Below are 18,489 nucleotides of genomic sequence, written 5' to 3' on the forward strand. Positions count from 1 at the left end.
AGGGTTTCGCATGCTGATTGCCGTGCCGCTGATGATCGTGCCCCTCGTCTTCTACAATGCCGTTATGTTGGGGAGCGGAGTTCCAGCCTTTGCCGGCGTGATCATGACGGTTCCCATGCTCTCGGGCGCCATCTGGACGATGACGCTCGGAGATCTCGTCATCCTCTCGGCGCTGGTGGCGCTGTTCTTCGAGGTGCTTAAGGCAACGCTCAGCAATCGCGGCTCGCTGATGAACCACATGCTGTCCATGCTGGTGTTCATCGCGTTTCTGGTCGAGTTCCTGCTGGTGCGCGAAGCGGCGACGCAACTCTTCTTCAGTCTGATGGTGATCGCCTTCATCGACGTGGTCGCGGGCTTCACCATTTCCAATCGCGCGGCCGGGCGCGACGTCTCGATCGGACTTTGATCCCCATATGAAAAAGGCCCCGCTCGGGGGCCTTGCATGCATCAGAGATTGTCGAGTTTGTTCTGCAAAGAGCGCAATTGCTCCTTCAGCTCGTCGATGTCCTTGGCTTCCGCCTTCTTGGTTTCCTTGGCCGGCTGCTGGCCGCCGAGGAAGGGCGAGAACATCTGCATCGCCTGCTGGAACATCTCGGTGTTGCGCTTGACCTGCTCCTCCATGAGTTGCATCGGCATCTGCAGATTCTTCGACAGCGGATGATCACCGAAGGCCTTGGTCATCTGCTCGCGCATCTGCGTCTGCTGCTCGGTAAACGCCTTCATCGAGTGCTCGAGAAAACTCGGGACCACCATCTGCATCTGGTCGCCGTAGTAGCTGATCAGCTGGCGCAGGAAGGAGATGGGCAGCAGCGTGTTACCGGTCTTGGATTCCTGCTCGAAGATGATCTGGGTCAGAACCGAATGCGTGATGTCCTCGCCGGATTTTGCATCCTGCACCACGAAGTCTTCTCCCTTCTTGACCATCTTGGCGAGGTCTTCAAGGGTCACATAAGTGCTGGTCCCGGTGTTGTAGAGGCGTCGATTGGCGTACTTCTTGATAACGATTTCGCCATCGGCTTTGGCCATTTCTGTCTCCTAACCCGTCGTTTTTCGATTATTTTTGCTCTTCCCTGAAGCAAGTCTAAGCGCAAATTCAGTCCGGTTACAATCTCTTTGTGCGATGCAGGATCGGCAATTGACGAAAGACAGGCAAGCGCAACCAAAGAACGAGAAGCGGGGGTTTATCCTGTTTGACACCGGCGGCAGTCTTTGTCAGTTTCTTCTCAATCACAAAACCCGAGGAGACGCCCATGAGCACCCCGTCCATCGTCATCGCGAGCGCTGCAAGAACCCCTGTCGGGTCTTTCAACGGGGCGCTGTCCTCCGTCGCGGCCCATGATCTCGGCGCGATTGCCATCAAGGGCGTGCTGGAGCGTGCCGGCGTTGAGGCGGCCGAGGTCGATGAGGTCATTCTTGGCCAGATCCTGACGGCGGGCCAAGGCCAGAACCCGGCGCGACAGGCAGCTATGAAAGCCGGCATCCCACAGGAAGCCACCGCCTGGGGGCTCAACCAGCTCTGCGGCTCGGGCCTGCGCGCCGTCGCCATCGGCATGCAGCAGATCGCGACGGGTGATGCCAAGATCATCATCGCCGGCGGGCAGGAATCGATGTCGATGGCGCCACATTGCGCGCATCTGCGCAATGGCACCAAGATGGGCGACCTGAAGATGGTCGATACGATGATCAAGGACGGCCTGACCGATGCCTTCTATGGCTATCACATGGGCACGACGGCCGAAAATGTCGCCCGCCAGTGGCAGCTCACCCGCGACGAGCAGGACGCCTTCGCGCTGGCTTCGCAGAACAAGGCGGAGGCGGCTCAGGTTGCCGGCCGTTTCAAGGATGAGATCGTGCCGGTCATCGTGCCCGGCCGCAAGGGTGACGTGACCGTCGACCAGGACGAATACATCCGCCATGGCGCAACGCTCGAGAGCATGCAGAAACTGAAACCTGCCTTCGACAAGGAAGGGACCGTCACCGCCGGCAACGCATCCGGCATCAATGACGGAGCAGCTGCAGCCCTGCTGATGACGGAAGCCGAGGCTTCGCGTCGTGGCATCGCGCCGCTGGCGCGTATCGTCTCCTGGGCGACTGCCGGCGTCGATCCGAAGATCATGGGCACGGGCCCGATCCCGGCATCGCGCAAGGCGCTGGAAAAGGCCGGCTGGAAGATCGCCGATCTTGATCTCGTCGAGGCCAACGAAGCCTTTGCGGCACAGGCCTGCGCCGTCAACAAGGATCTCGGCTGGGACACCTCCATCGTCAACGTCAACGGCGGCGCAATCGCGATCGGTCACCCCGTCGGCGCATCGGGGGCGCGTATCCTCAACACCCTGCTGTTCGAGATGAAGCGTCGCGGGGCCAAGAAGGGCCTCGCCACGCTTTGCATCGGTGGCGGCATGGGTGTCGCCATGTGCCTCGAGTCCTTCTGATCCGGCCAGTCCTGATGGGACCGGCTCACCAGTAACATCGTCAGTGCCTGTCCCGGTTCATCGCCGGGATGGGTCAGTCATGCCGCTGCGACGGGAACCGTAACGGCGATCCAGATGGGAACCCATAGAAAAAGAACGGGGAGGACAGCATGAGCAGAGTGGCTTTGGTGACCGGCGGCACGCGCGGTATCGGTGCGGCGATTTCGATCGCGCTGAAGAATGCGGGCTACAAGGTTGCGGCGAACTTCGCCGGCAATGAGGAAAAGGCGAAAGCCTTTGAAGCCGAGACCGGCATTCCGGTCTTCAAGTGGGATGTGTCCAACTATCAGGCCTGCGTGGACGGGATCGCTGCGGTCGAGGCAGCACTTGGCCCTGTCGAGGTGCTGGTCAACAATGCCGGGATCACGCGGGACGCCATGTTCCACAAGATGACGCCGGACCAGTGGAACGAGGTGATCAACACCAACCTCACTGGCCTCTTCAATATGACGCATCCGGTCTGGACCGGCATGCGTGACCGCAGTTTCGGCCGCGTCATCAATATCTCGTCGATCAATGGCCAAAAGGGCCAGATGGGCCAGGCGAATTACTCCGCGGCGAAGGCCGGCGATCTCGGCTTCACCAAGGCGCTTGCCCAGGAAGGTGCTGCCAAGGGCATCACCGTCAATGCCATCTGCCCAGGCTATATCGGCACGGAAATGGTGCGCGCCATCCCGGAAAAGGTGCTGAACGAGCGCATCATCCCGCAGATCCCGGTGGGACGCCTCGGCGAGCCCGAGGAGATCGCGCGCTGCGTCGTCTTCCTCGCCTCCGATGATGCCGGCTTCATCACGGGCTCGACGATCTCTGCCAATGGTGGTCAGTTCTTCGTGTAGATAACAGCGAGTGTCCAATCAGGAGGCCGGCCCTGTGCCGGCCTTGTTCGTTCTTGGGAATCGCCATGGTTCATTTGAACGTAGATCTTGAGCAATTTGCCAAGCGCCTCGCCAGCGCGTGGTCGCGCGAAACATCTAGCCTCTGGTCATCCGACAATCCTGCAAGGGGCCAGTGTGGCGTCACCAGCCTCGTCGTTCATGACGTATTTGGAGGACGGATATTGAAGACACTACTTCCGCAGAGGCCGCACTTCTATAACCTCATCGAGGGTCGCCGCTTGGACTTCACTTCGAGCCAGTTCGATGTTCCGATCGACTACCTGGATCTACCTTCGGATCGGCAAGAAGCCATGACCGACACTAATCCATTTCAATATCGGGCTTTGTGCAGCAGGCTCGGGCTTCCTGTTAACGATTGACGCACGCGGGTGCGGATGATTTCTTAATATCCACTGCGTCCTATGGTTAAACAATTGTTATTACACAATATATAGCGGTGAACAAACCGGGAAGATGCCTCAGTCCGCGATTCGTCGATGATTCGTTCCGGCTTTGGTCGAGAGGTTAATACCGAAATGAAAAAAGCCGCCGAACCTTTCGGTCCGGCGGCTTTTGAGGGACGTTACGCCTTAGCGGCAGCGTGCTTCATAGGTGCGGCCGTAGCGGTCGCGATAGACGCAGTAGCCTGCACGCTCCTGGGAGTTGCCGATCAGAGCACCGGCAACGCCGCCGACAGCTGCACCGACGGCTGCGCCGCGGACGTTACCAGTGGCAATGCCACCGATGACAGCGCCGGAAGCCGCGCCAATGCCGGCGCCACGTTCGGTTGCCGTGCAGGATGCGAGCGGGGCGATCAATGCGATGGCAAGAAGGGCCTTTTTCATCATCGTCTCATTCCTTTTTCACGTCGAGTTGGATTGTCAGTTCAGATCAAATTCGGCCCATCAACATCAGGATGATGAGGATGAGCAGTACGAGGCCCAAGCCTCCCGACGGCCCATAGCCCCAGCCGCGGCTATAGCCCCAGCTCGGCAGCGCACCGATCAGCAGTAGAATTAGAATGACGATGAGGATGGTACTCATTTGGACCCTCTCCTGAGCCTGGATGAAATGCGGTATCGTGTGCCGTTGGAACGCGACCAGCGACACTTTGTTCCGTTCGCCGAAAACTGTTGGACATCAACTGCAACAGATGCGCAGTGGCGTGACCGGCCGGAGCCAGAACTTCATGCCGCTGTTTTTCCTGGGCAATGGGCATACTGTCGACAAAGGCACTGATGATGCTGGCCGTCAGTTTCTGATGCTCGACCATCGGCAGATGACCGCAGTTGCGCAGCAGCACGGTCTGCGCCTGGGGCAGAAGCTTTGATACGCGCAACTGATGGGCAGAGGGGACGATCGCATCATCTGCCCCTATGACATTCAGAACCGGAATGCGGATATCGCGCAGATGGTCAAGGAGACTGGTCGCCGACATGAACCGGATACAGGCCGCGATATCCTCCGGCCGGGCTTGCTGAAGTTGCAGACGCACATCCTCCAGGGCGGCCACGGCGCGATCATTTTGCCATGGGCAGCCCTTGTCGAAGACGCATTCGATCGATCCCCAGCGGAACTGTTCGCTGGTCGCTATCCAGCGCAGGAAAAACTGCCGGAAAAGGAAGGGTCCGACCCGTGGTACCCTGAGCAATTTTGCCGGCAGGCGCTCCTGACCCTCGAAACGACCACAGGCGAAGGCGCCGAGTAGCACAATCGACTTCACCAGCTCCGGATAGTGATGCGCAATCAGCAGCGAAACGAAGCCGCCGGTTGAGTGGCCGATCAGCGTGACAGGTCTGCCGCCGAAATCGCGCCGGATCGCCGCGGCATAGGCGGCGGCGACAGCTTCTGGGGTTATCGCCTGCCCCGGTGCGGCAAGCTTCCATGGATGATGGCCTGGCAAGGCATATGCCGCGCTGTGCGACCGGCGCACCATATCCGGCGCGTAGGTGCGCCAGAAAGACGGCGCCATGACCATGCCATGGATCAGGACGAAGTCCCGTTCCAGGTGGTCGGTTCCGATCCATTCTGCAGGTGGTGGGGATAGTGTCATCAGGCTTCACCTCGCCGGCGCAACGATCAGCTGTTCCCGATTGTTCCATTGGCTGAACAACCGAAACGATCGGACCGGCGGTCGGGGCCGATTCAGTATCTGGTGTGTGCAAGACGCACTCTCTCCCAGATGTAGCCGTGAACAAAGCCTGAATCTGCTTGAGTCGTCGATTCGTCGCTGATTCGTTCCCAGACTGTTCCTGATTCAGAAAACTGATTCTGATCAAGGGTTTGCGAGGAATTCCGGGGGTGATTGCGACAAGCGCCTTGCCTTTGCCCCTGTTCGTCGCCATGTGTTGGCCAAGGGTGCCGGAGTGCGGACAGAGCCGCGGTCCCGACAAGCGGAGCGGTCTTTGAATACCCAACCCATGATCCTGAGTGGCCGCGGCGTCAACGCTGTGCTGGGGCCAACCAACACCGGCAAGACTCATTTCGCCATCGAACGCATGGTCGCGCATGGGTCGGGCATGATCGGGTTGCCTTTGAGATTGCTCGCCCGGGAGGTCTATACCCGCGTGGTGGAGCGGGTCGGGGTCCAGAACGTTGCGCTGGTCACCGGCGAAGAAAAGATCAGCCCGCCAAAGGCGCGCTTTTCCGTCTGCACCGTCGAGGCGATGCCGCGCGAAACGAAGGTCGCCTTCGTCGCCATCGACGAGATCCAGCTTGCCGGCGATCTCGAGCGTGGGCACATCTTCACCGACAGACTGCTGCATCTGAGAGGTCGCGAGGAAACGCTTCTTCTCGGGTCCTCGACCATGAAGTCGATCCTGATCCAGCTTCTGCCTGGGATCACGATCGTCGAGCGGCCGCGCCTGTCGCAGCTCTTCTATGCCGGCCAGAAGAAGATCACCCGCCTGCCGCAACGGACCGCGATCGTCGCCTTCTCGGCTGACGAGGTCTATGCGATCGCCGAGCTCATCCGCCGCCAGCGGGGAGGTGCGGCCGTCGTGCTGGGCGCGCTGAGCCCGCGCACCCGCAACGCGCAGGTCGGGCTCTACCAGGAAGGTGATGTCGAATATCTGGTGGCGACTGATGCGATCGGCATGGGTCTCAACCTCGATGTCGACCATGTTGCCTTTGCCCAGGACCGCAAGTTCGACGGCTACCAGTTCCGCAATCTCAACCCGGGTGAACTTGGGCAGATTGCCGGACGGGCCGGACGTCACGTCAAGGACGGTACCTTCGGAGTGACGGGCCGCGTCGATCCGTTTGATGACGAACTCGTCGAGCGGCTGGAGACGCATCAGTTCGATCCGGTCAAGGTTCTGCAATGGCGCACGGCGCAATTCGACTTTTCTTCGGTTGGAGCCCTGCAGCGCAGCCTTGATGCGGCGCCTAAGGTTGAAGGTCTGACACGGGCCCTGCCGGCCACGGATCAGCAGGCGCTGGAATTCCTGTCGCGCTATCCCGAAATCATCGACATCACCGATCGGCCTGAACGGGTGGAAAAACTTTGGGAAGCCTGTGCGCTGCCCGACTATCGGCGCATTACACCGGCACAGCATGCAGACCTGATTCAGAGCCTCTATTTCGATCTGGTCAGGCGGGGCACCGTCAACGAGGACTTCCTTGCGGAGCAGGTGCGTCGTGCGGACCGGACCGACGGCGAGATTGACACGCTGTCGGCGCGGATTGCGCAAATCAGGACATGGACTTATGTGTCGAACCGGCCGGGCTGGCTTGCCGATCCGACACACTGGCAAGAAAAGACGCGGGAAATCGAAGACCGATTGTCCGATGCGTTACATGAACGGTTGACGAAACGCTTTGTTGATCGCAGGACATCTGTGCTCATGAAGCGCTTGAGAGAGAATGCGATGTTGGAAGCTGAAATCAGTGTGAACGGCGATGTCTTCGTGGAAGGCCATGCCATGGGACAACTCTCCGGGTTCCGGTTCACGCCGATTTCCGGCATGGAGGGTCCGGATGCGAAGGCCGTTCAGGCTGCCGCCTACAAGGCGCTGGCGCTTGAATTCGAAGCCCGTGCGGCGCGTCTGCATGCATCCGGCAACAACGACCTTGCGATCGGTTCCGATGGTCTTGTCCGCTGGCTTGGCGACCCCGTCGCACGCCTGACGGGAACAGACCATATCCTGCATCCGCGTGTCATCCTGCTCGCCGACGAGCAGTTGACCGGCATTGCACGCGATCACGTTGCCGCTCGCATCGAGCGCTTCGTCAATCATCACATTTCCACGGTTCTGAAGCCGCTCGACGATCTCTCTCGCGCGGAAGACCTGCAGGGTCTCGCCAAAGGGCTTGCCTTCCAGCTCGTCGAAAACCTCGGCGTGCTCTTCCGGCGCGACGTCGCCGACGACGTCAAGTCGCTCGACCAGGACGGTCGCGCCTCGATGCGTCGCTATGGCGTGCGCTTCGGCGCCTATCACATCTTCATGCCGGCGCTCCTGAAGCCCGCTCCGGCCGAGCTCATCACGCTCCTCTGGGCACTGAAGCATGACGGCCTCGACAAGCCGGGTTATGGCGACCTGATCCCGGTGCTTGCTGCCGGCCGTACATCCGTTGTTACGGATCCGAGCTTCGAGCGCATGTTCTACAAGCTGGCCGGCTTCCGTTTCCTTGGCAAGCGCGCGGTGCGCATCGACATCCTCGAGCGTCTCGCCGATCTCATCCGTCCGCTCCTGCAGTGGAAGCCCGGCTCGCCGGCGCGTCCTGATGGTGCCTATGACGGCCGTCGCTTTACCACAACGACTGCAATGCTCTCGATCCTCGGTGCGACACCCGACGACATGGAAGAGATCCTGAAGGGTCTAGGCTATCGTGCCGACAGCGTCTCTGCCGAAGAGGCCGCCGCTTTCCTCGCCGCGCAGGCGGGATCGGCTCAGGCCGAAGCGTCGGTTGCGGCTGAAAAGAGCGATGACGAAAGCGTCGACGACTCCGATCACTCCTCTGAGGCTGCAGTTGAGGGCGAAGCCGTGGCTGCCGCGGCCGAAGAGGCTGCTCCGGCCGAGGCTGCTGCAGCCGATCAGGCTGGCGAGCCTGCCGAGCCGAAGCCGGTTCTATTGTGGCGTCCGGGTGGTCGCAGCGACAATCAGCGTGGCGCCGGTCGCCCGGGTGGCGATCGCCGTCCGCAAGGTCAGCGCAATCAGGCACCGCGTGAAGGCGGTGAAGGTCGCGGCGACAATCGTGGAGAAGGGCGTGGAGAGGGGCGTGGCGAAGGCCGCCGTGACGACCGTCGCTCCGACAATCGCGGCGATCGCCGTGACGACAACCGTGGCAAGTTCGCAGGCAAGGGTGATCGTCCGGATCGCGGCGACCGCAAGGACCGTGGTCCGCGTCCGGACCGCGACAACAACAAGTCGCAGCCGGCACGCTTCGAAGCCAAGCCGCCACGCAAGGAAAAGCCCATCGATCCGGATTCGCCCTTCGCCAAGCTGGCGGCGCTGAAGGAGCAGCTGAAGAAGTAATGGACGAGAAGCAGCCACAAAACGGTTCGCGCCAGCGCATCGACAAGTGGCTGTTCTTCGCCCGTGTGGCAAAATCACGCAGCCTGGCGCAAGAGCGCGTGGCAGCTGGCCATGTTGTTGTCAACGGGCAGACGGTTCGCCAGCCCAGTCATCAGCTGAAGATCGGCGATCGTCTCGAGATCGCCATGCCCGAGCGGGATCTCGTGCTCGTCGTCAAGCTTCCCGGTGAGCGACGTGGTCCTTATGAAGAAGCCAGGCTGCTTTATGAGGACCTGACGCCACCGCGCGAGAAGAAGCCATTCTCCGCGCTTGAACAGGCGACGCGCGAGCCTGGTGCCGGTCGCCCGACGAAGAAGGAGCGGCGAGCGCTCGACGATCTGCGCGGCGCGCCCGATTGGTCGGCCGATTAGAAAATTTCTACGAAGCCGCCGGAATTGAGGGCGTTTATCCTTGCCTTGTCTCGGATTCCGCATTAGCTCACTTGCCGTCCGACAGAAAATTCCGGCAGGGCGCGAGCCTTCCGAGCGGGGTGCAAATCCTGACGGAAAGACAAGCGTTCGCCTCTCTCCTGCCGTTCGAGAACGTCATCCTGGAGTGCCGCATGACCTATATCGTCACCGACAACTGCATTCGCTGCAAATACACCGATTGTGTCGAGGTCTGCCCCGTCGATTGCTTCTACGAGGGTGAGAATTTTCTCGTGATCCATCCGGATGAATGCATCGACTGCGGTGTCTGCGAGCCCGAATGTCCTGCGGAAGCGATCAAGCCGGATACCGAGCCGGGCTTGGACAAGTGGCTGAAGATCAACGCTGATTATGCGAAGATCTGGCCGAACATCACGGTCAAGAAGGACCCGATGCCCGAGGCCAAGGAGATGGATGGCGTCGAAGGCAAGTTCGAGAAGTTCTTCTCCGAAAACCCGGGCGCCGGCGACTGATTCGTCGCAGCGGGCCGGGTTCATTGGCGAATCCTGCCCAAATTTCCATCACTTGGCCGCGAATCTGCCGCCTGGTGCGTCACGATTGTGGCGCACTGCACTAAAATATTGATTTCCTCGTCTTTTTGTGATAGCGTGTTGAAACTGTTCCACTTTGCGGCATAGCTATGCCCTGAACCATCACGAAAGCAAATTCACCACCGCGCGATATACGTGACATCGGCGACACTCCTGTGTCGTGTCTCAGTCGCGACGAGGGTGGCGTTTGATTGTGTGGCGGACTGGATCAGGATGACGAGGCTCGCAATCTTGTCGTCTCATCCGGGCCTGACCGACCCGGCGCCGGCATCACGCCGGGAGCAAAACAGGGAGTATTTGAATAGAATGACGACCCAGCAGAAGAAGAATTCCTCGGCACGCCACGGCTTCAAGACCGGCGAGTCGATCGTATACCCGGCCCATGGCGTGGGTACCATCACCGCCATCGAAGAGCAAGAAGTCGCCGGCATGAAGCTCGAGCTTTTCGTGATCGATTTCGAAAAGGACAAGATGCGTCTGAAGGTTCCGGTCGCCAAGGCCGTGAGCATCGGAATGCGCAAGCTGTCCGAGACGGATTTCGTCGATCGCGCGCTCAAGGTTGTGCAGGGCAAGGCCCGCGTAAAGCGCACCATGTGGTCGCGTCGCGCCCAGGAATATGATGCCAAGATCAACTCCGGCGACCTGATCTCGATCGCGGAAGTGGTTCGCGACCTCTATCGCGCAGAGAACCAGCCCGAGCAGTCCTATTCGGAGCGCCAGCTCTACGAAGCCGCGCTTGACCGTATGGCACGCGAAATCGCTGCCGTGAACAAGATGTCCGAGACGGAAGCCGTTCGGCTTGTCGAGGTCAACCTCGCCAAGGGTCCCAAGCGCGGCAAGACGATCGAAGAAGACGACACCCAGGAAGAAGCCGCCTAACGCTGCTTCGACGCAAGGTCATGAAAAAACCTCCGGTCGCCGCCGGAGGTTTTTTTGTGCCTGCTTTAAGCCCGGCTCTTGTCCAGACCAAGAGAAACCCCGCCGAAGCGGGGTGTCCCAGAGCTTGCCTTTCCGCTGTTACTCGCGGTTTCCGAGGAAACGCAGCAGGAACAGGAAGAGGTTGATGAAGTCGAGGTAGAGACGCAGGGCGCCCATGATGGCGTTGCGGCCCGCCATCTCGCTCGAATGGCTCTCGTGGTAGGATTCCTTGATCGCCTGGGTGTCATACGCGGTCAGACCTGCAAAGATCAGGACGCCGATGACGGAGATCGCAAAGTCCAGAGCCGAGGAGGCCATGAACAGATTGACCAGCGAGGCGATGATCAGGCCGAAGAGACCCATCATCAGGAACGAGCCCATCGCCGAAAGGTCACGCTTCGTGGTGTAGCCGTAGAGCGACAGGGCACCGAAGGACGCGGCCGTGACGAAGAAGGTCTGCACAATGCTGGCGCCCGTGTAGATCAGGAAGATCGACGACAGGGACAGACCCATCAGTGCGGCATAGACCCAGAAGGTCGTCTGGGCTGCGGACACGCTCATCTTATGAATGCGGAAGCTCAGGAAGAACACCATGGCGACCGGTGCCAGGATGACCACCCACTTCAGCGGGCTCAGGAAGATCGCCTGGCCGAAGGCCGTGAGCTGTCCGCCTGAAACGGCCATCTGGAAGGTGGCGAAGGCTGCGATACCGGTGATGGCGAGGCCCAATGCCATCAGGTTGTAGACCTTCAGCATATAGGCCCGCAGACCTTCGTCGATCATCGTGGCCGACTGGGTCTGACCCTGGCGGCTCTGATAGTTGCGAAGTTCGGACATGTTTTCCTCTCTCAAAGCTTCGAAATTAGACGGCAGAGCCTCAATCGGCTCTCGCGCCGCTGCGAAGCCCAGCATGCGTGTCTTCAATATGAGAGGTTCCCTTGTTCTCGACAAGGGCTGCAATCTTAAATCGGCGTAATACTGTAAACGGCGGGTATTGCCCACCGCTATCCGCTCACAGCTCCCGCAGTACGGGAGCTGCCTTCTGGCCGAGAATTCGCCAGGTTCCCGCCAGCCCGATGCCGATGGTCACGACGAGGGCAATGACCAGGGTCATCAGAGCCACGTCCGGCAGGAAGTTGGACGGCAGGTTCATGATCTGGCTGAGCACGAACCAGGCGATCCCACCGCCTGCGATCAGCGCGAAGATCGCCGTTGCCGCACCGAGGAGCATGTACTCATAGGTGAAGGCCCGGATCAGCATCGCGCGGGTGGCTCCCAGCGTCTTCAGGATCACGGCATCATGGGTGCGCGCACGATTGCCGGCTGCAAGCGCGCCCGAGAGAACGAGCACCGAGGCGATCAGCGCGATCGCCGCTGCGGCACGAATGGCAGTCGCCAGCTGTCCGACGAGGCGATCAACGACTTCCAGCGCGTCCTTCACGCGGACCGTGGTGATCGTCGGAAATTGCTGGGTCACCGAACGCAGGATTGCTGCTTCCTGTGCAGCGCTCGCGTCCTGGTCGATCAGGGTTGCGAGCCAGGCATGCGGGGCGCCGGCAAAGGTGTTCGGGGAGAACACCATCACGAAATTCATCGACAGGCTTTCCCACTCGACCGTGCGGAAGTTCGCGATCCTGGCGGTGATGTTGCGGCCGAGCACGTTGATCGTCACCGTGTCGCCGACTTTCAGGCCGAGTTCACGGCCCTCTTCCTCGGCAAAGGAAACCAGGGGTTCGCCTGCATATCCTTTCGGCCACCATTCGCCTTCCGTTACCGTGCTGTTTTCCGGCACATTGATCGCGTAGGTCAGGCCGCGATCGCCGCGCAGCACCCAGCGACCTTCCGGCGGAACGTCGACCTTGGCGACATCCGTGCCGTTGAGTTCGACGATGCGGCCGCGCAGCATCGGCACTTCGATCAGCTTGCCTTGCGGGGCCATGCCTTCGACCAGCGTGCGGAAGCCGTCGATCTCGCTGCCCTGAATGTCAACGAAGAAGAAGTTCGGTGCGCGTTCCGGAAGATTTCCGGTCAGTTCCCGCCGGAGGTTGCCGTCGATCAGCGCGAGTGCCACGAGAAGGCTCAATCCGAGCCCGAGAGACAGGGTCACTGCCGGCGTAAGTGCACCCGGGCGGTGGATGTTGCCAACGGCAAGCCTGAGGGCTGCCGAATGGATGCGCGGGCTACGTTTCGCGAGCCAGGCGATGCCGAAGGCCACGACACGCAGCAGCATGAACCCGGCGGCCATTGCTGCCAGGAAGATCGTCGCGATCCGCTGTTGTTCTGAGGTGAAAATGGCCAAGGCCGCCAGTGCAGTGAGCGCCAATGCCATGGCGAGGAGGTATGGCCAGGAGGGAAGTCCCGACGCCTCGAAGCCCTGTTCGCGGAATAGCGCCGTGGCCGGTACCTTGCGGGCATGGCCCAGGGGCAGAATGGCGAAGGCAAAGGTGACGAGTATGCCAAAGACGGCAGCGAGAAGCAGGGCGCGCGGGTAAAGCGTCGCTTCGGCCGAGATCGGCAGAATGCCGGCGAGATAGCTTGCGACGAGCGGCGGCGCGGCTGCACCCAGCACCAGTCCTGCCAGGATCCCGACAGAGGCGACCAGCGTGATCTGGATCAGGTAGACCATCACGACAACCGAGGCCGGGGCACCGACGCATTTCAGCGTTGCGATGACCGTCCTCTTGGAATCGAGGAAGGCGCGGACGGCGTTGGCAACGCCGACGCCGCCGACCACGAGCGCTGTCAGTCCGACCAGGGTCAGGAACTGGGAGAAGCGTTCGACATTCTCGGTCAGGGACGGTGCTGCGCGATCGCTGCTGCGGATGGACCAGCCTGCCGTCGGCAGTTCTGCCTGCGCGCGTTGGCGAATGCCTTCAGGCGTTGGAGCGGGATCGTTGTAGCGGATCTTGTAGGCGTGCTCGACAAGGCTGCCGGTTGCAATCAGGCCGCTGGCGAAGAGGCCTTCGCGGCTGGTCAGGAAGCGCGGGGCAAACCCGAAGCCGTCCGAGATGGAATCCGGTTCGGTGATGATCGTCCCATTGATGCGGAAGCGGCCATTGCCAACCAGCAGTTCATCACCGACCTTCAAACCCATGCGGTCCAGGAGGAGCGGAGCGACGACAGCACCATAGGCGCCGTTGTCGGACGCAAGCAGCTCGTTGAGCGGGCGATCCGGATCGGCGACGAGCCTGCCATAGAGCGGGTAGGCGCTGTCCACCGCCTTGATCTCGACCAGGGACTGGTCGGAGCCATCGGCAAGTCGCGCCATTGACCGCAGGTTGGTGGTGACCGAAACTGTTCCGAAACTCTCCAGGAAGGCCAGTTCCTCAGGGGTTGCCTCGCGATTGTCGAGTTCGAAACGAACATCGCCGGCCAGCAGCGTACGGCCTTCGGAAGAAATCGCATCGGTGATGGCCGTGGAGACCGAGTTCACGGCGGCGATGGCACCCGTCCCCAGTGCGATGCAGGCGAGGAAGATGTAAAAGCCCTTCAGGCCCCCGCGCAGTTCGCGCAGTGCGATCCGTAAGGCGACTGTGAGACGAGCATTGAAAGACGTCATGCCGGCACCGAAGCGAGGCGGGTCTGCTCGGTTCGGCTGTCGCCGGCGATGCGGCCGGAGGCCACCTTGATCTGCCGGGTGCAACGGGCGGCGAGCGACGGGTCATGGGTGACGAGGATCAGTGTCATGCCGCGCTCCTTCTGCTTGGAGAAAAGCAGATCGGCAATCTGACGGCCGGTTTCGGTGTCGAGGTTGCCGGTCGGCTCGTCAGCGATCAAGACTGCCGGAGAGGGTGCCAGCGCCCGAGCAATCGCGACGCGCTGCTGTTCGCCGCCGGAGAGTTGGCCGGGATAGTGGCTGAGGCGTTCGCCGAGGCCGACGGATTCCAGTTCCTTTCGGGCGATGTCGAAGGCGCCCTTTACATTGGCGAGTTCAAGCGGCACGGCGACGTTTTCGAGCGCCGTCATGTTGGCGATCAGATGGAAGGACTGAAAGACGATGCCGATGTTCTTGCCGCGAAAATCGGCCAGCCGGTCCTCGCTTAGCGTGTGAAGCGGCGTGTTGCGAACATGGATCTCGCCGCTGTCGAGGCGCTCCAGACCCGCCAGCACCATCAGGAGCGTCGACTTGCCCGAGCCGGACGGTCCCACGATCCCGACGGCCTCGCTTTCGGCGATCGAGAGGTCAATGCTCTTCAGGACGTGAACGGAGGCAGCGGCATTGCCCAGGGTGAGATCGGCGCTTTTCAGTTCGATGATGCTGTTTCTCACACTCGGCCATCCTATATCTGGCAAGACGAAGTTCGCCGCAGTGCGGCATTCCAGGCAATCTAGGAAAGGCCCCATGACTTTTAAAGCTCAGCTCCTTCATTTCGCCGTGATCCTGGCTTGTGCGTTCACCGCCCCAAAAATCGCTGCGGCCGAGCCTCTGCAGCTTGTCGGCCTCGGTGACAGCCTGATGGCGGGTTATCAGCTGCCGCAGGAAGACGCACTGCCGGCTCAGCTTCAACGTCAGCTCGTTGCCAAGGGGCATGATGTGGTCATCGCCAATGCGGGCGTTTCCGGCGACACGACCTCTGGCGGATTGTCCCGTGTCGACTGGTCGGTGCCGGACGGAACTGACGGTGTCATTCTGGAGCTCGGGGCCAATGACGCTCTGCGCGGCATACCGCCGGAGCAGACGGAGAAGAACCTGGAGCAGATCATCACACGGCTGAAGCAGCGCAATATCCCGATCCTCCTGGTCGGGATGCTGGCGCCGCCGAACATGGGGGGCGATTACGGCCAGAAGTTCAACGCGATCTATCCGCGGCTTGCGGAGAAACACGATCTGCCGCTGTATCCCTTCGTTCTCGACGGGGTAATCACGGACCGTAGTCTTCTTCTGGAAGACGGCATGCATCCCAACACCAAGGGCCTGCAGATCATGGCCGAACGAATGTTGCCTCTCGCCGAATCTTGGGTGGCCGGCATCAAGGGACAATCGAATTAATCGCTTGCGCATGATCTCATTGCATGATTCGCTGTGAGCACCTGCAAAAGATTCGGGGAGCGCTCCATGCCGAGATTGTTCACTGCCCTCGAAATTCCGCGCAACGCTGCCATGAGCCTTTCATTGCTGCGCGGTGGTCTCCCCGGGGCTCGCTGGATCGACGTAGAAAACTACCACATCACCTTGCGTTTCATCGGTGATGTGGATGGCAGAACGGCGGATGAGATCGTCGACAGGCTTGATCGTATCGATCGGCCGGAGTTTTCGCTCACCCTGAACGGCATCGGCTCCTTCGGATCGAAGAAGCCGCATTCGCTCTGGGCGGGCGTTTCCCCCGCGCCCGAGCTCTATGCCTTGCAAGGCGAGATCGAGCGGATCTGCCAGCGGATCGGCCTGCCGCCGGATCCGCGCAAGTTTACCCCGCATGTGACGCTCGCCAGGCTCAAGACCTCCCGCGTCGAAGATGTCGTCCGTTACCTGAGCGGACGCGGTGATTTCCATACAATGCCGTTTCGCATCGGGCGATTCGTGCTTCTGTCCTCCAAGGAATCCGTCGGCGGTGGCCCCTATCTGACCGAAGAGGTCTTCCCGCTCTACGAGGCCGGCTACGCGAATCTGGAGACCACGGCGTTGCAGCCTGAAAAGAGCATGCTGTAGACGTCTTCGAAGTCGGCAAGGTCCCCGTAATAGGGGTCGGGCACATCCTGATTGGTCCCCAAAGCAAAGTCAGCAAAGAGCTGCAGGCGAGCGGTCGCGTTTTCAGGCCTCAGCGTCTCCAGGCGCACCAGATTGCTCTGATCCATCGCCAGGATGAAGTCGAAGAGCCGAAAATCCTCCGCTTTCACCTGCCGGGCACGCTGTCGTGAGATGTCGATGCCGTGGGATGCGGCCACCTTGATGGACCGCCTGTCCGGCGGATTGCCGATATGCCAGTTGCCAATGCCTGCCGAGGCGATCACGGGCTTTTCGCTGGTCCGTATCGTCAGGTGGCGGTAGATTCCTTCCGCGAGAGGCGAGCGGCAGATATTGCCCAGACAGACGAACAGAATGGATGGCGCCGGCATCGATTGATCCTGGAGGAGAAAGTTCAGATGAAATACGAGAAACTGGATGCCCCGTCCATTGCGGCGCGCCTGAGCGAGTTGCACGGGTGGGCGCTCGGCAGGGACGGAGCCGCCATTGAAAAGCAGTTCGCCTTTCGCGACTTCCGCCAGGCCTTCGGCTTCATGACCGAATGTGCATTGGCCGCCGAGAAGCTCGATCACCACCCCGAATGGTTCAACGTCTATCGCAAGGTCGACGTGACGCTCACCACCCATTCGGCTGGCGGTGTGACGGAACTGGACTTCAGGCTCGCCGTTCTCATGGATCTGGCTGCCGTGCGCAACGGCTGACGGTCCCCGGTGATTGAATTCCCGGACGGCCATTCACATATGATTGATCGGGTCCGGACGGAGGGATCGATGGCTATGGATGACGTGAAGATTGGTGAAATCCTGCTTCCTGGCGACGAGGCAACCCAGGAGCGTCAGGAAGCAAAGGTTCGCAGCCGGTTCTGGCCGACCTTCAAGAAGGCCGCCCGCCAGATTCCTTTCTCGCGCGATCTGGTTGCTGCCTATTACTGTGCGACGGACCGTGAAACACCTTTTCGTGTGCGAGGCATTCTGCTGGCCGCACTGGGCTATTTCATCATGCCCATCGATACCGTCCCTGACATGCTGGCGGTGATCGGCTTCACCGATGACATCGCGGTGCTGACCACGGCCATCGCCTTGATAAATCGACATATCAAGGATCGGCATTACGAGGCGGCCGACAGGACCCTGGCGGACGACGAACCTCTTCGCTGAGGGGCTTAAAGCTGGTTCGAAAACCGTTGATCAGCCCCACTCTTGCCTTTTTCTTTCCTTCTACATCGTGCGCAAGGTCGGGGTCCGACAGCGTTTTTCGCCGGATTTCGGGGCGCCAAATGGAATGCCGACGCCAAATGTGACAAGAAGGCGCGCGCTGTTCATCGTTTGGTAAGGTAAATTAAGTCAAACTGAACACAGGTTTTGACGATGAGCGCCCGGCCGGCTGGTCGGGTGATGGATGGAAACAACCGGCAGGAAGACATGTTCGTAAGAAGTAGCGTAACCGCACTGGCAATCCTCCTGGCGAGCAGCGGGCTCGCCAACGCGCAATCGCCCACGCGGATCGAGCAGTTCAAGGCCTGGGGTGCCTACTCCTACAAGTCGAACGGCGGCACGGTTTGCTACGTGCTGTCAGTCCCGACAACCAAGGAACCGGCCAGCGTCAATCACGGTGACATTTTCTTCGTCGTGTCGCAGCGTCCCGGGCAGAACATCTCGTACGAGCCGCAGGCGATGATGGGTTACCCGATGAAGGGCGACTCCAAGGTCAATGTGACCATCGACAACAAGAACTTCGTGATGTTCGTCAAGGACAGTTCGGCCTGGGTCGAAAACGCGGCCGAAGAGCCGGCGCTCGTCGCCGCGATGAAGGGTGGTTCTTCGATGACGGTCAAGGCGACCTCGGCGCGCGGAACGGCAACCAGCTACACCTATTCGCTGTCGGGAATTTCGGCAGCCCTCCAGAAGATCCAGAACTGCAAGTAAGTTCCGGGTCGCGGAGAATTTGACCAGAGGCCGGTGGTATCCGCCGGCCTCTTTCATGCGTGCATGGCCGCCCGCCTCGCGATCGGGGTGACGGAAGCTAAAAAAGCTGCTATTGGCCGCTG

The 18,489-nt window shown here is 60.6% G+C and carries 21 protein-coding genes; 13 read left to right on the plus strand and 8 right to left on the minus strand.

Features of this window, described 5'->3' with window-relative positions:
- Positions 1-10: 10 nt before the first annotated feature.
- Positions 11-406 (plus strand): hypothetical protein, encoded by a 396-nt coding sequence (locus H6M51_RS06980; protein ID WP_185809164.1) that lies wholly within the window; start codon positions 11-13, stop codon positions 404-406.
- A gap of 41 nt (positions 407-447) precedes the next feature.
- On the opposite strand, the gene phaR is transcribed toward H6M51_RS06980, so the two are convergent.
- On the minus strand, positions 448-1,026 hold the full coding sequence (gene phaR / locus H6M51_RS06985) for a polyhydroxyalkanoate synthesis repressor PhaR (protein WP_185809165.1): 579 nt from the start codon (positions 1,024-1,026) through the stop codon (positions 448-450).
- 224 nt (positions 1,027-1,250) lie between these two features.
- Between phaR and H6M51_RS06990 the strand changes: the two genes are divergently transcribed.
- The 3 genes from H6M51_RS06990 (at position 1,251) to H6M51_RS07000 (ending at position 3,726) form a co-directional block, all read left to right on the plus strand.
- Positions 1,251-2,432: an acetyl-CoA C-acetyltransferase gene (locus H6M51_RS06990; RefSeq protein WP_185809166.1), complete on the plus strand. Its 1,182-nt coding sequence runs from the start codon at positions 1,251-1,253 to the stop codon at positions 2,430-2,432.
- 149 nt (positions 2,433-2,581) lie between these two features.
- Complete coding sequence (locus H6M51_RS06995; RefSeq protein WP_185809167.1) at positions 2,582-3,307, plus strand: beta-ketoacyl-ACP reductase; 726 nt, start codon at positions 2,582-2,584, stop codon at positions 3,305-3,307.
- A gap of 65 nt (positions 3,308-3,372) precedes the next feature.
- A complete protein-coding gene (locus tag H6M51_RS07000) occupies positions 3,373-3,726 on the plus strand; it encodes a hypothetical protein (RefSeq protein WP_185809168.1) in 354 nt (117 codons plus the stop codon).
- Between the two features lie 210 nt (positions 3,727-3,936).
- Here the strand turns inward: H6M51_RS07000 and H6M51_RS07005 are convergent, their stop codons facing one another.
- Genes H6M51_RS07005 through H6M51_RS07015 form a run of 3 tightly spaced genes read right to left on the minus strand, consistent with a single transcriptional unit; the run spans position 3,937 to position 5,399 of the window.
- A complete protein-coding gene (locus tag H6M51_RS07005) occupies positions 3,937-4,191 on the minus strand; it encodes a glycine zipper domain-containing protein (RefSeq protein WP_185809352.1) in 255 nt (84 codons plus the stop codon).
- 46 nt (positions 4,192-4,237) lie between these two features.
- Positions 4,238-4,390, minus strand: coding sequence for a DUF3309 family protein (locus H6M51_RS07010; protein WP_082511155.1), 153 nt, complete (start codon positions 4,388-4,390; stop codon positions 4,238-4,240).
- Positions 4,323-5,399: an alpha/beta fold hydrolase gene (locus H6M51_RS07015; RefSeq protein WP_185809169.1), complete on the minus strand. Its 1,077-nt coding sequence runs from the start codon at positions 5,397-5,399 to the stop codon at positions 4,323-4,325. The genes H6M51_RS07010 and H6M51_RS07015 overlap by 68 nt, the downstream gene beginning before the upstream one ends.
- A 367-nt stretch (positions 5,400-5,766) precedes the next feature.
- On the opposite strand from H6M51_RS07015, the gene H6M51_RS07020 reads away from it, so the two are divergent.
- From H6M51_RS07020 to H6M51_RS07035, 4 genes are all read left to right on the plus strand, one after another.
- Positions 5,767-8,823: a helicase-related protein gene (locus tag H6M51_RS07020; RefSeq protein WP_185809353.1), complete on the plus strand. Its 3,057-nt coding sequence runs from the start codon at positions 5,767-5,769 to the stop codon at positions 8,821-8,823.
- Positions 8,823-9,233: an RNA-binding S4 domain-containing protein gene (locus tag H6M51_RS07025; protein WP_162549000.1), complete on the plus strand. Its 411-nt coding sequence runs from the start codon at positions 8,823-8,825 to the stop codon at positions 9,231-9,233. Before H6M51_RS07020 ends, H6M51_RS07025 begins: the two co-directional genes overlap by 1 nt.
- A gap of 191 nt (positions 9,234-9,424) precedes the next feature.
- Complete coding sequence (gene fdxA, locus H6M51_RS07030; protein WP_162549008.1) at positions 9,425-9,763, plus strand: ferredoxin FdxA; 339 nt, start codon at positions 9,425-9,427, stop codon at positions 9,761-9,763.
- 384 nt (positions 9,764-10,147) lie between these two features.
- The gene (locus H6M51_RS07035) at positions 10,148-10,720 is read left to right on the plus strand and encodes a CarD family transcriptional regulator (protein WP_162548999.1); all 573 of its coding nucleotides are present in this window, start codon (positions 10,148-10,150) and stop codon (positions 10,718-10,720) included.
- Positions 10,721-10,858: 138 nt separating this feature from the next.
- Here H6M51_RS07035 and H6M51_RS07040 read toward each other — a convergent pair whose 3' ends face one another.
- The 3 genes from H6M51_RS07040 to H6M51_RS07050 form a co-directional block, all read right to left on the minus strand.
- Entirely contained in the window at positions 10,859-11,596 is a 738-nt protein-coding gene (locus H6M51_RS07040) for a Bax inhibitor-1/YccA family protein (protein WP_162549007.1), read from the minus strand.
- A 175-nt stretch (positions 11,597-11,771) separates the two neighbouring features.
- On the minus strand, positions 11,772-14,318 hold the full coding sequence (locus H6M51_RS07045) for an ABC transporter permease (RefSeq protein ID WP_185809170.1): 2,547 nt from the start codon (positions 14,316-14,318) through the stop codon (positions 11,772-11,774).
- Positions 14,315-15,028, minus strand: coding sequence for an ABC transporter ATP-binding protein (locus H6M51_RS07050; protein ID WP_162548997.1), 714 nt, complete (start codon positions 15,026-15,028; stop codon positions 14,315-14,317). The genes H6M51_RS07045 and H6M51_RS07050 overlap by 4 nt, the downstream gene beginning before the upstream one ends.
- Positions 15,029-15,101: 73 nt before the next feature.
- Here H6M51_RS07050 and H6M51_RS07055 point away from each other — a divergent pair, with 73 nt between their 5' ends.
- Entirely contained in the window at positions 15,102-15,749 is a 648-nt protein-coding gene (locus tag H6M51_RS07055) for an arylesterase (protein WP_162548996.1), read from the plus strand.
- A 66-nt stretch (positions 15,750-15,815) separates the two neighbouring features.
- Positions 15,816-16,406, plus strand: a complete 591-nt coding sequence (gene thpR, locus H6M51_RS07060; protein ID WP_185809171.1) for an RNA 2',3'-cyclic phosphodiesterase — start codon at positions 15,816-15,818, stop codon at positions 16,404-16,406.
- Here the strand turns inward: thpR and H6M51_RS07065 are convergent.
- A complete protein-coding gene (locus H6M51_RS07065) occupies positions 16,355-16,813 on the minus strand; it encodes a low molecular weight protein-tyrosine-phosphatase (RefSeq protein WP_162548994.1) in 459 nt (152 codons plus the stop codon). The genes thpR and H6M51_RS07065 overlap by 52 nt on opposite strands.
- 27 nt (positions 16,814-16,840) lie before the next feature.
- On the opposite strand from H6M51_RS07065, the gene H6M51_RS07070 reads away from it, so the two are divergent.
- The 3 genes from H6M51_RS07070 (at position 16,841) to H6M51_RS07080 (ending at position 18,367) form a co-directional block, all read left to right on the plus strand.
- Positions 16,841-17,143 (plus strand): 4a-hydroxytetrahydrobiopterin dehydratase, encoded by a 303-nt coding sequence (locus H6M51_RS07070; RefSeq protein WP_162548993.1) that lies wholly within the window; start codon positions 16,841-16,843, stop codon positions 17,141-17,143.
- A gap of 75 nt (positions 17,144-17,218) precedes the next feature.
- Positions 17,219-17,599 (plus strand): YkvA family protein, encoded by a 381-nt coding sequence (locus tag H6M51_RS07075; RefSeq protein WP_162549006.1) that lies wholly within the window; start codon positions 17,219-17,221, stop codon positions 17,597-17,599.
- 264 nt (positions 17,600-17,863) lie between these two features.
- Positions 17,864-18,367 (plus strand): invasion associated locus B family protein, encoded by a 504-nt coding sequence (locus H6M51_RS07080; RefSeq protein ID WP_162549005.1) that lies wholly within the window; start codon positions 17,864-17,866, stop codon positions 18,365-18,367.
- Positions 18,368-18,489 lie beyond the last annotated feature (122 nt).

The sequence above is a fragment of the Rhizobium sp. AQ_MP genome (assembly GCF_014237835.1).
Lineage (GTDB): Bacteria > Pseudomonadota > Alphaproteobacteria > Rhizobiales > Rhizobiaceae > Allorhizobium.

Coding starts and splice junctions, on each gene's coding strand:
- H6M51_RS07070 (WP_162548993.1), top strand. CDS start 16,841: ATGAAATACGAGAAACTGGATGCCCCGTCCATTGCGGCGCGCCTGAGC.
- phaR (WP_185809165.1), bottom strand. CDS start 1,026: ATGGCCAAAGCCGATGGCGAAATCGTTATCAAGAAGTACGCCAATCGA.
- H6M51_RS07015 (WP_185809169.1), bottom strand. CDS start 5,399: ATGACACTATCCCCACCACCTGCAGAATGGATCGGAACCGACCACCTG.
- H6M51_RS07075 (WP_162549006.1), top strand. CDS start 17,219: ATGGATGACGTGAAGATTGGTGAAATCCTGCTTCCTGGCGACGAGGCA.
- H6M51_RS07065 (WP_162548994.1), bottom strand. CDS start 16,813: ATGCCGGCGCCATCCATTCTGTTCGTCTGTCTGGGCAATATCTGCCGC.
- H6M51_RS07040 (WP_162549007.1), bottom strand. CDS start 11,596: ATGTCCGAACTTCGCAACTATCAGAGCCGCCAGGGTCAGACCCAGTCG.
- H6M51_RS06995 (WP_185809167.1), top strand. CDS start 2,582: ATGAGCAGAGTGGCTTTGGTGACCGGCGGCACGCGCGGTATCGGTGCG.
- H6M51_RS07020 (WP_185809353.1), top strand. CDS start 5,767: ATGATCCTGAGTGGCCGCGGCGTCAACGCTGTGCTGGGGCCAACCAAC.
- thpR (WP_185809171.1), top strand. CDS start 15,816: ATGCCGAGATTGTTCACTGCCCTCGAAATTCCGCGCAACGCTGCCATG.
- H6M51_RS07025 (WP_162549000.1), top strand. CDS start 8,823: ATGGACGAGAAGCAGCCACAAAACGGTTCGCGCCAGCGCATCGACAAG.
- fdxA (WP_162549008.1), top strand. CDS start 9,425: ATGACCTATATCGTCACCGACAACTGCATTCGCTGCAAATACACCGAT.
- H6M51_RS06980 (WP_185809164.1), top strand. CDS start 11: ATGCTGATTGCCGTGCCGCTGATGATCGTGCCCCTCGTCTTCTACAAT.
- H6M51_RS07000 (WP_185809168.1), top strand. CDS start 3,373: ATGGTTCATTTGAACGTAGATCTTGAGCAATTTGCCAAGCGCCTCGCC.
- H6M51_RS07080 (WP_162549005.1), top strand. CDS start 17,864: ATGTTCGTAAGAAGTAGCGTAACCGCACTGGCAATCCTCCTGGCGAGC.
- H6M51_RS07010 (WP_082511155.1), bottom strand. CDS start 4,390: ATGAGTACCATCCTCATCGTCATTCTAATTCTACTGCTGATCGGTGCG.
- H6M51_RS07035 (WP_162548999.1), top strand. CDS start 10,148: ATGACGACCCAGCAGAAGAAGAATTCCTCGGCACGCCACGGCTTCAAG.
- H6M51_RS06990 (WP_185809166.1), top strand. CDS start 1,251: ATGAGCACCCCGTCCATCGTCATCGCGAGCGCTGCAAGAACCCCTGTC.
- H6M51_RS07005 (WP_185809352.1), bottom strand. CDS start 4,191: ATGAAAAAGGCCCTTCTTGCCATCGCATTGATCGCCCCGCTCGCATCC.
- H6M51_RS07045 (WP_185809170.1), bottom strand. CDS start 14,318: ATGACGTCTTTCAATGCTCGTCTCACAGTCGCCTTACGGATCGCACTG.
- H6M51_RS07055 (WP_162548996.1), top strand. CDS start 15,102: ATGACTTTTAAAGCTCAGCTCCTTCATTTCGCCGTGATCCTGGCTTGT.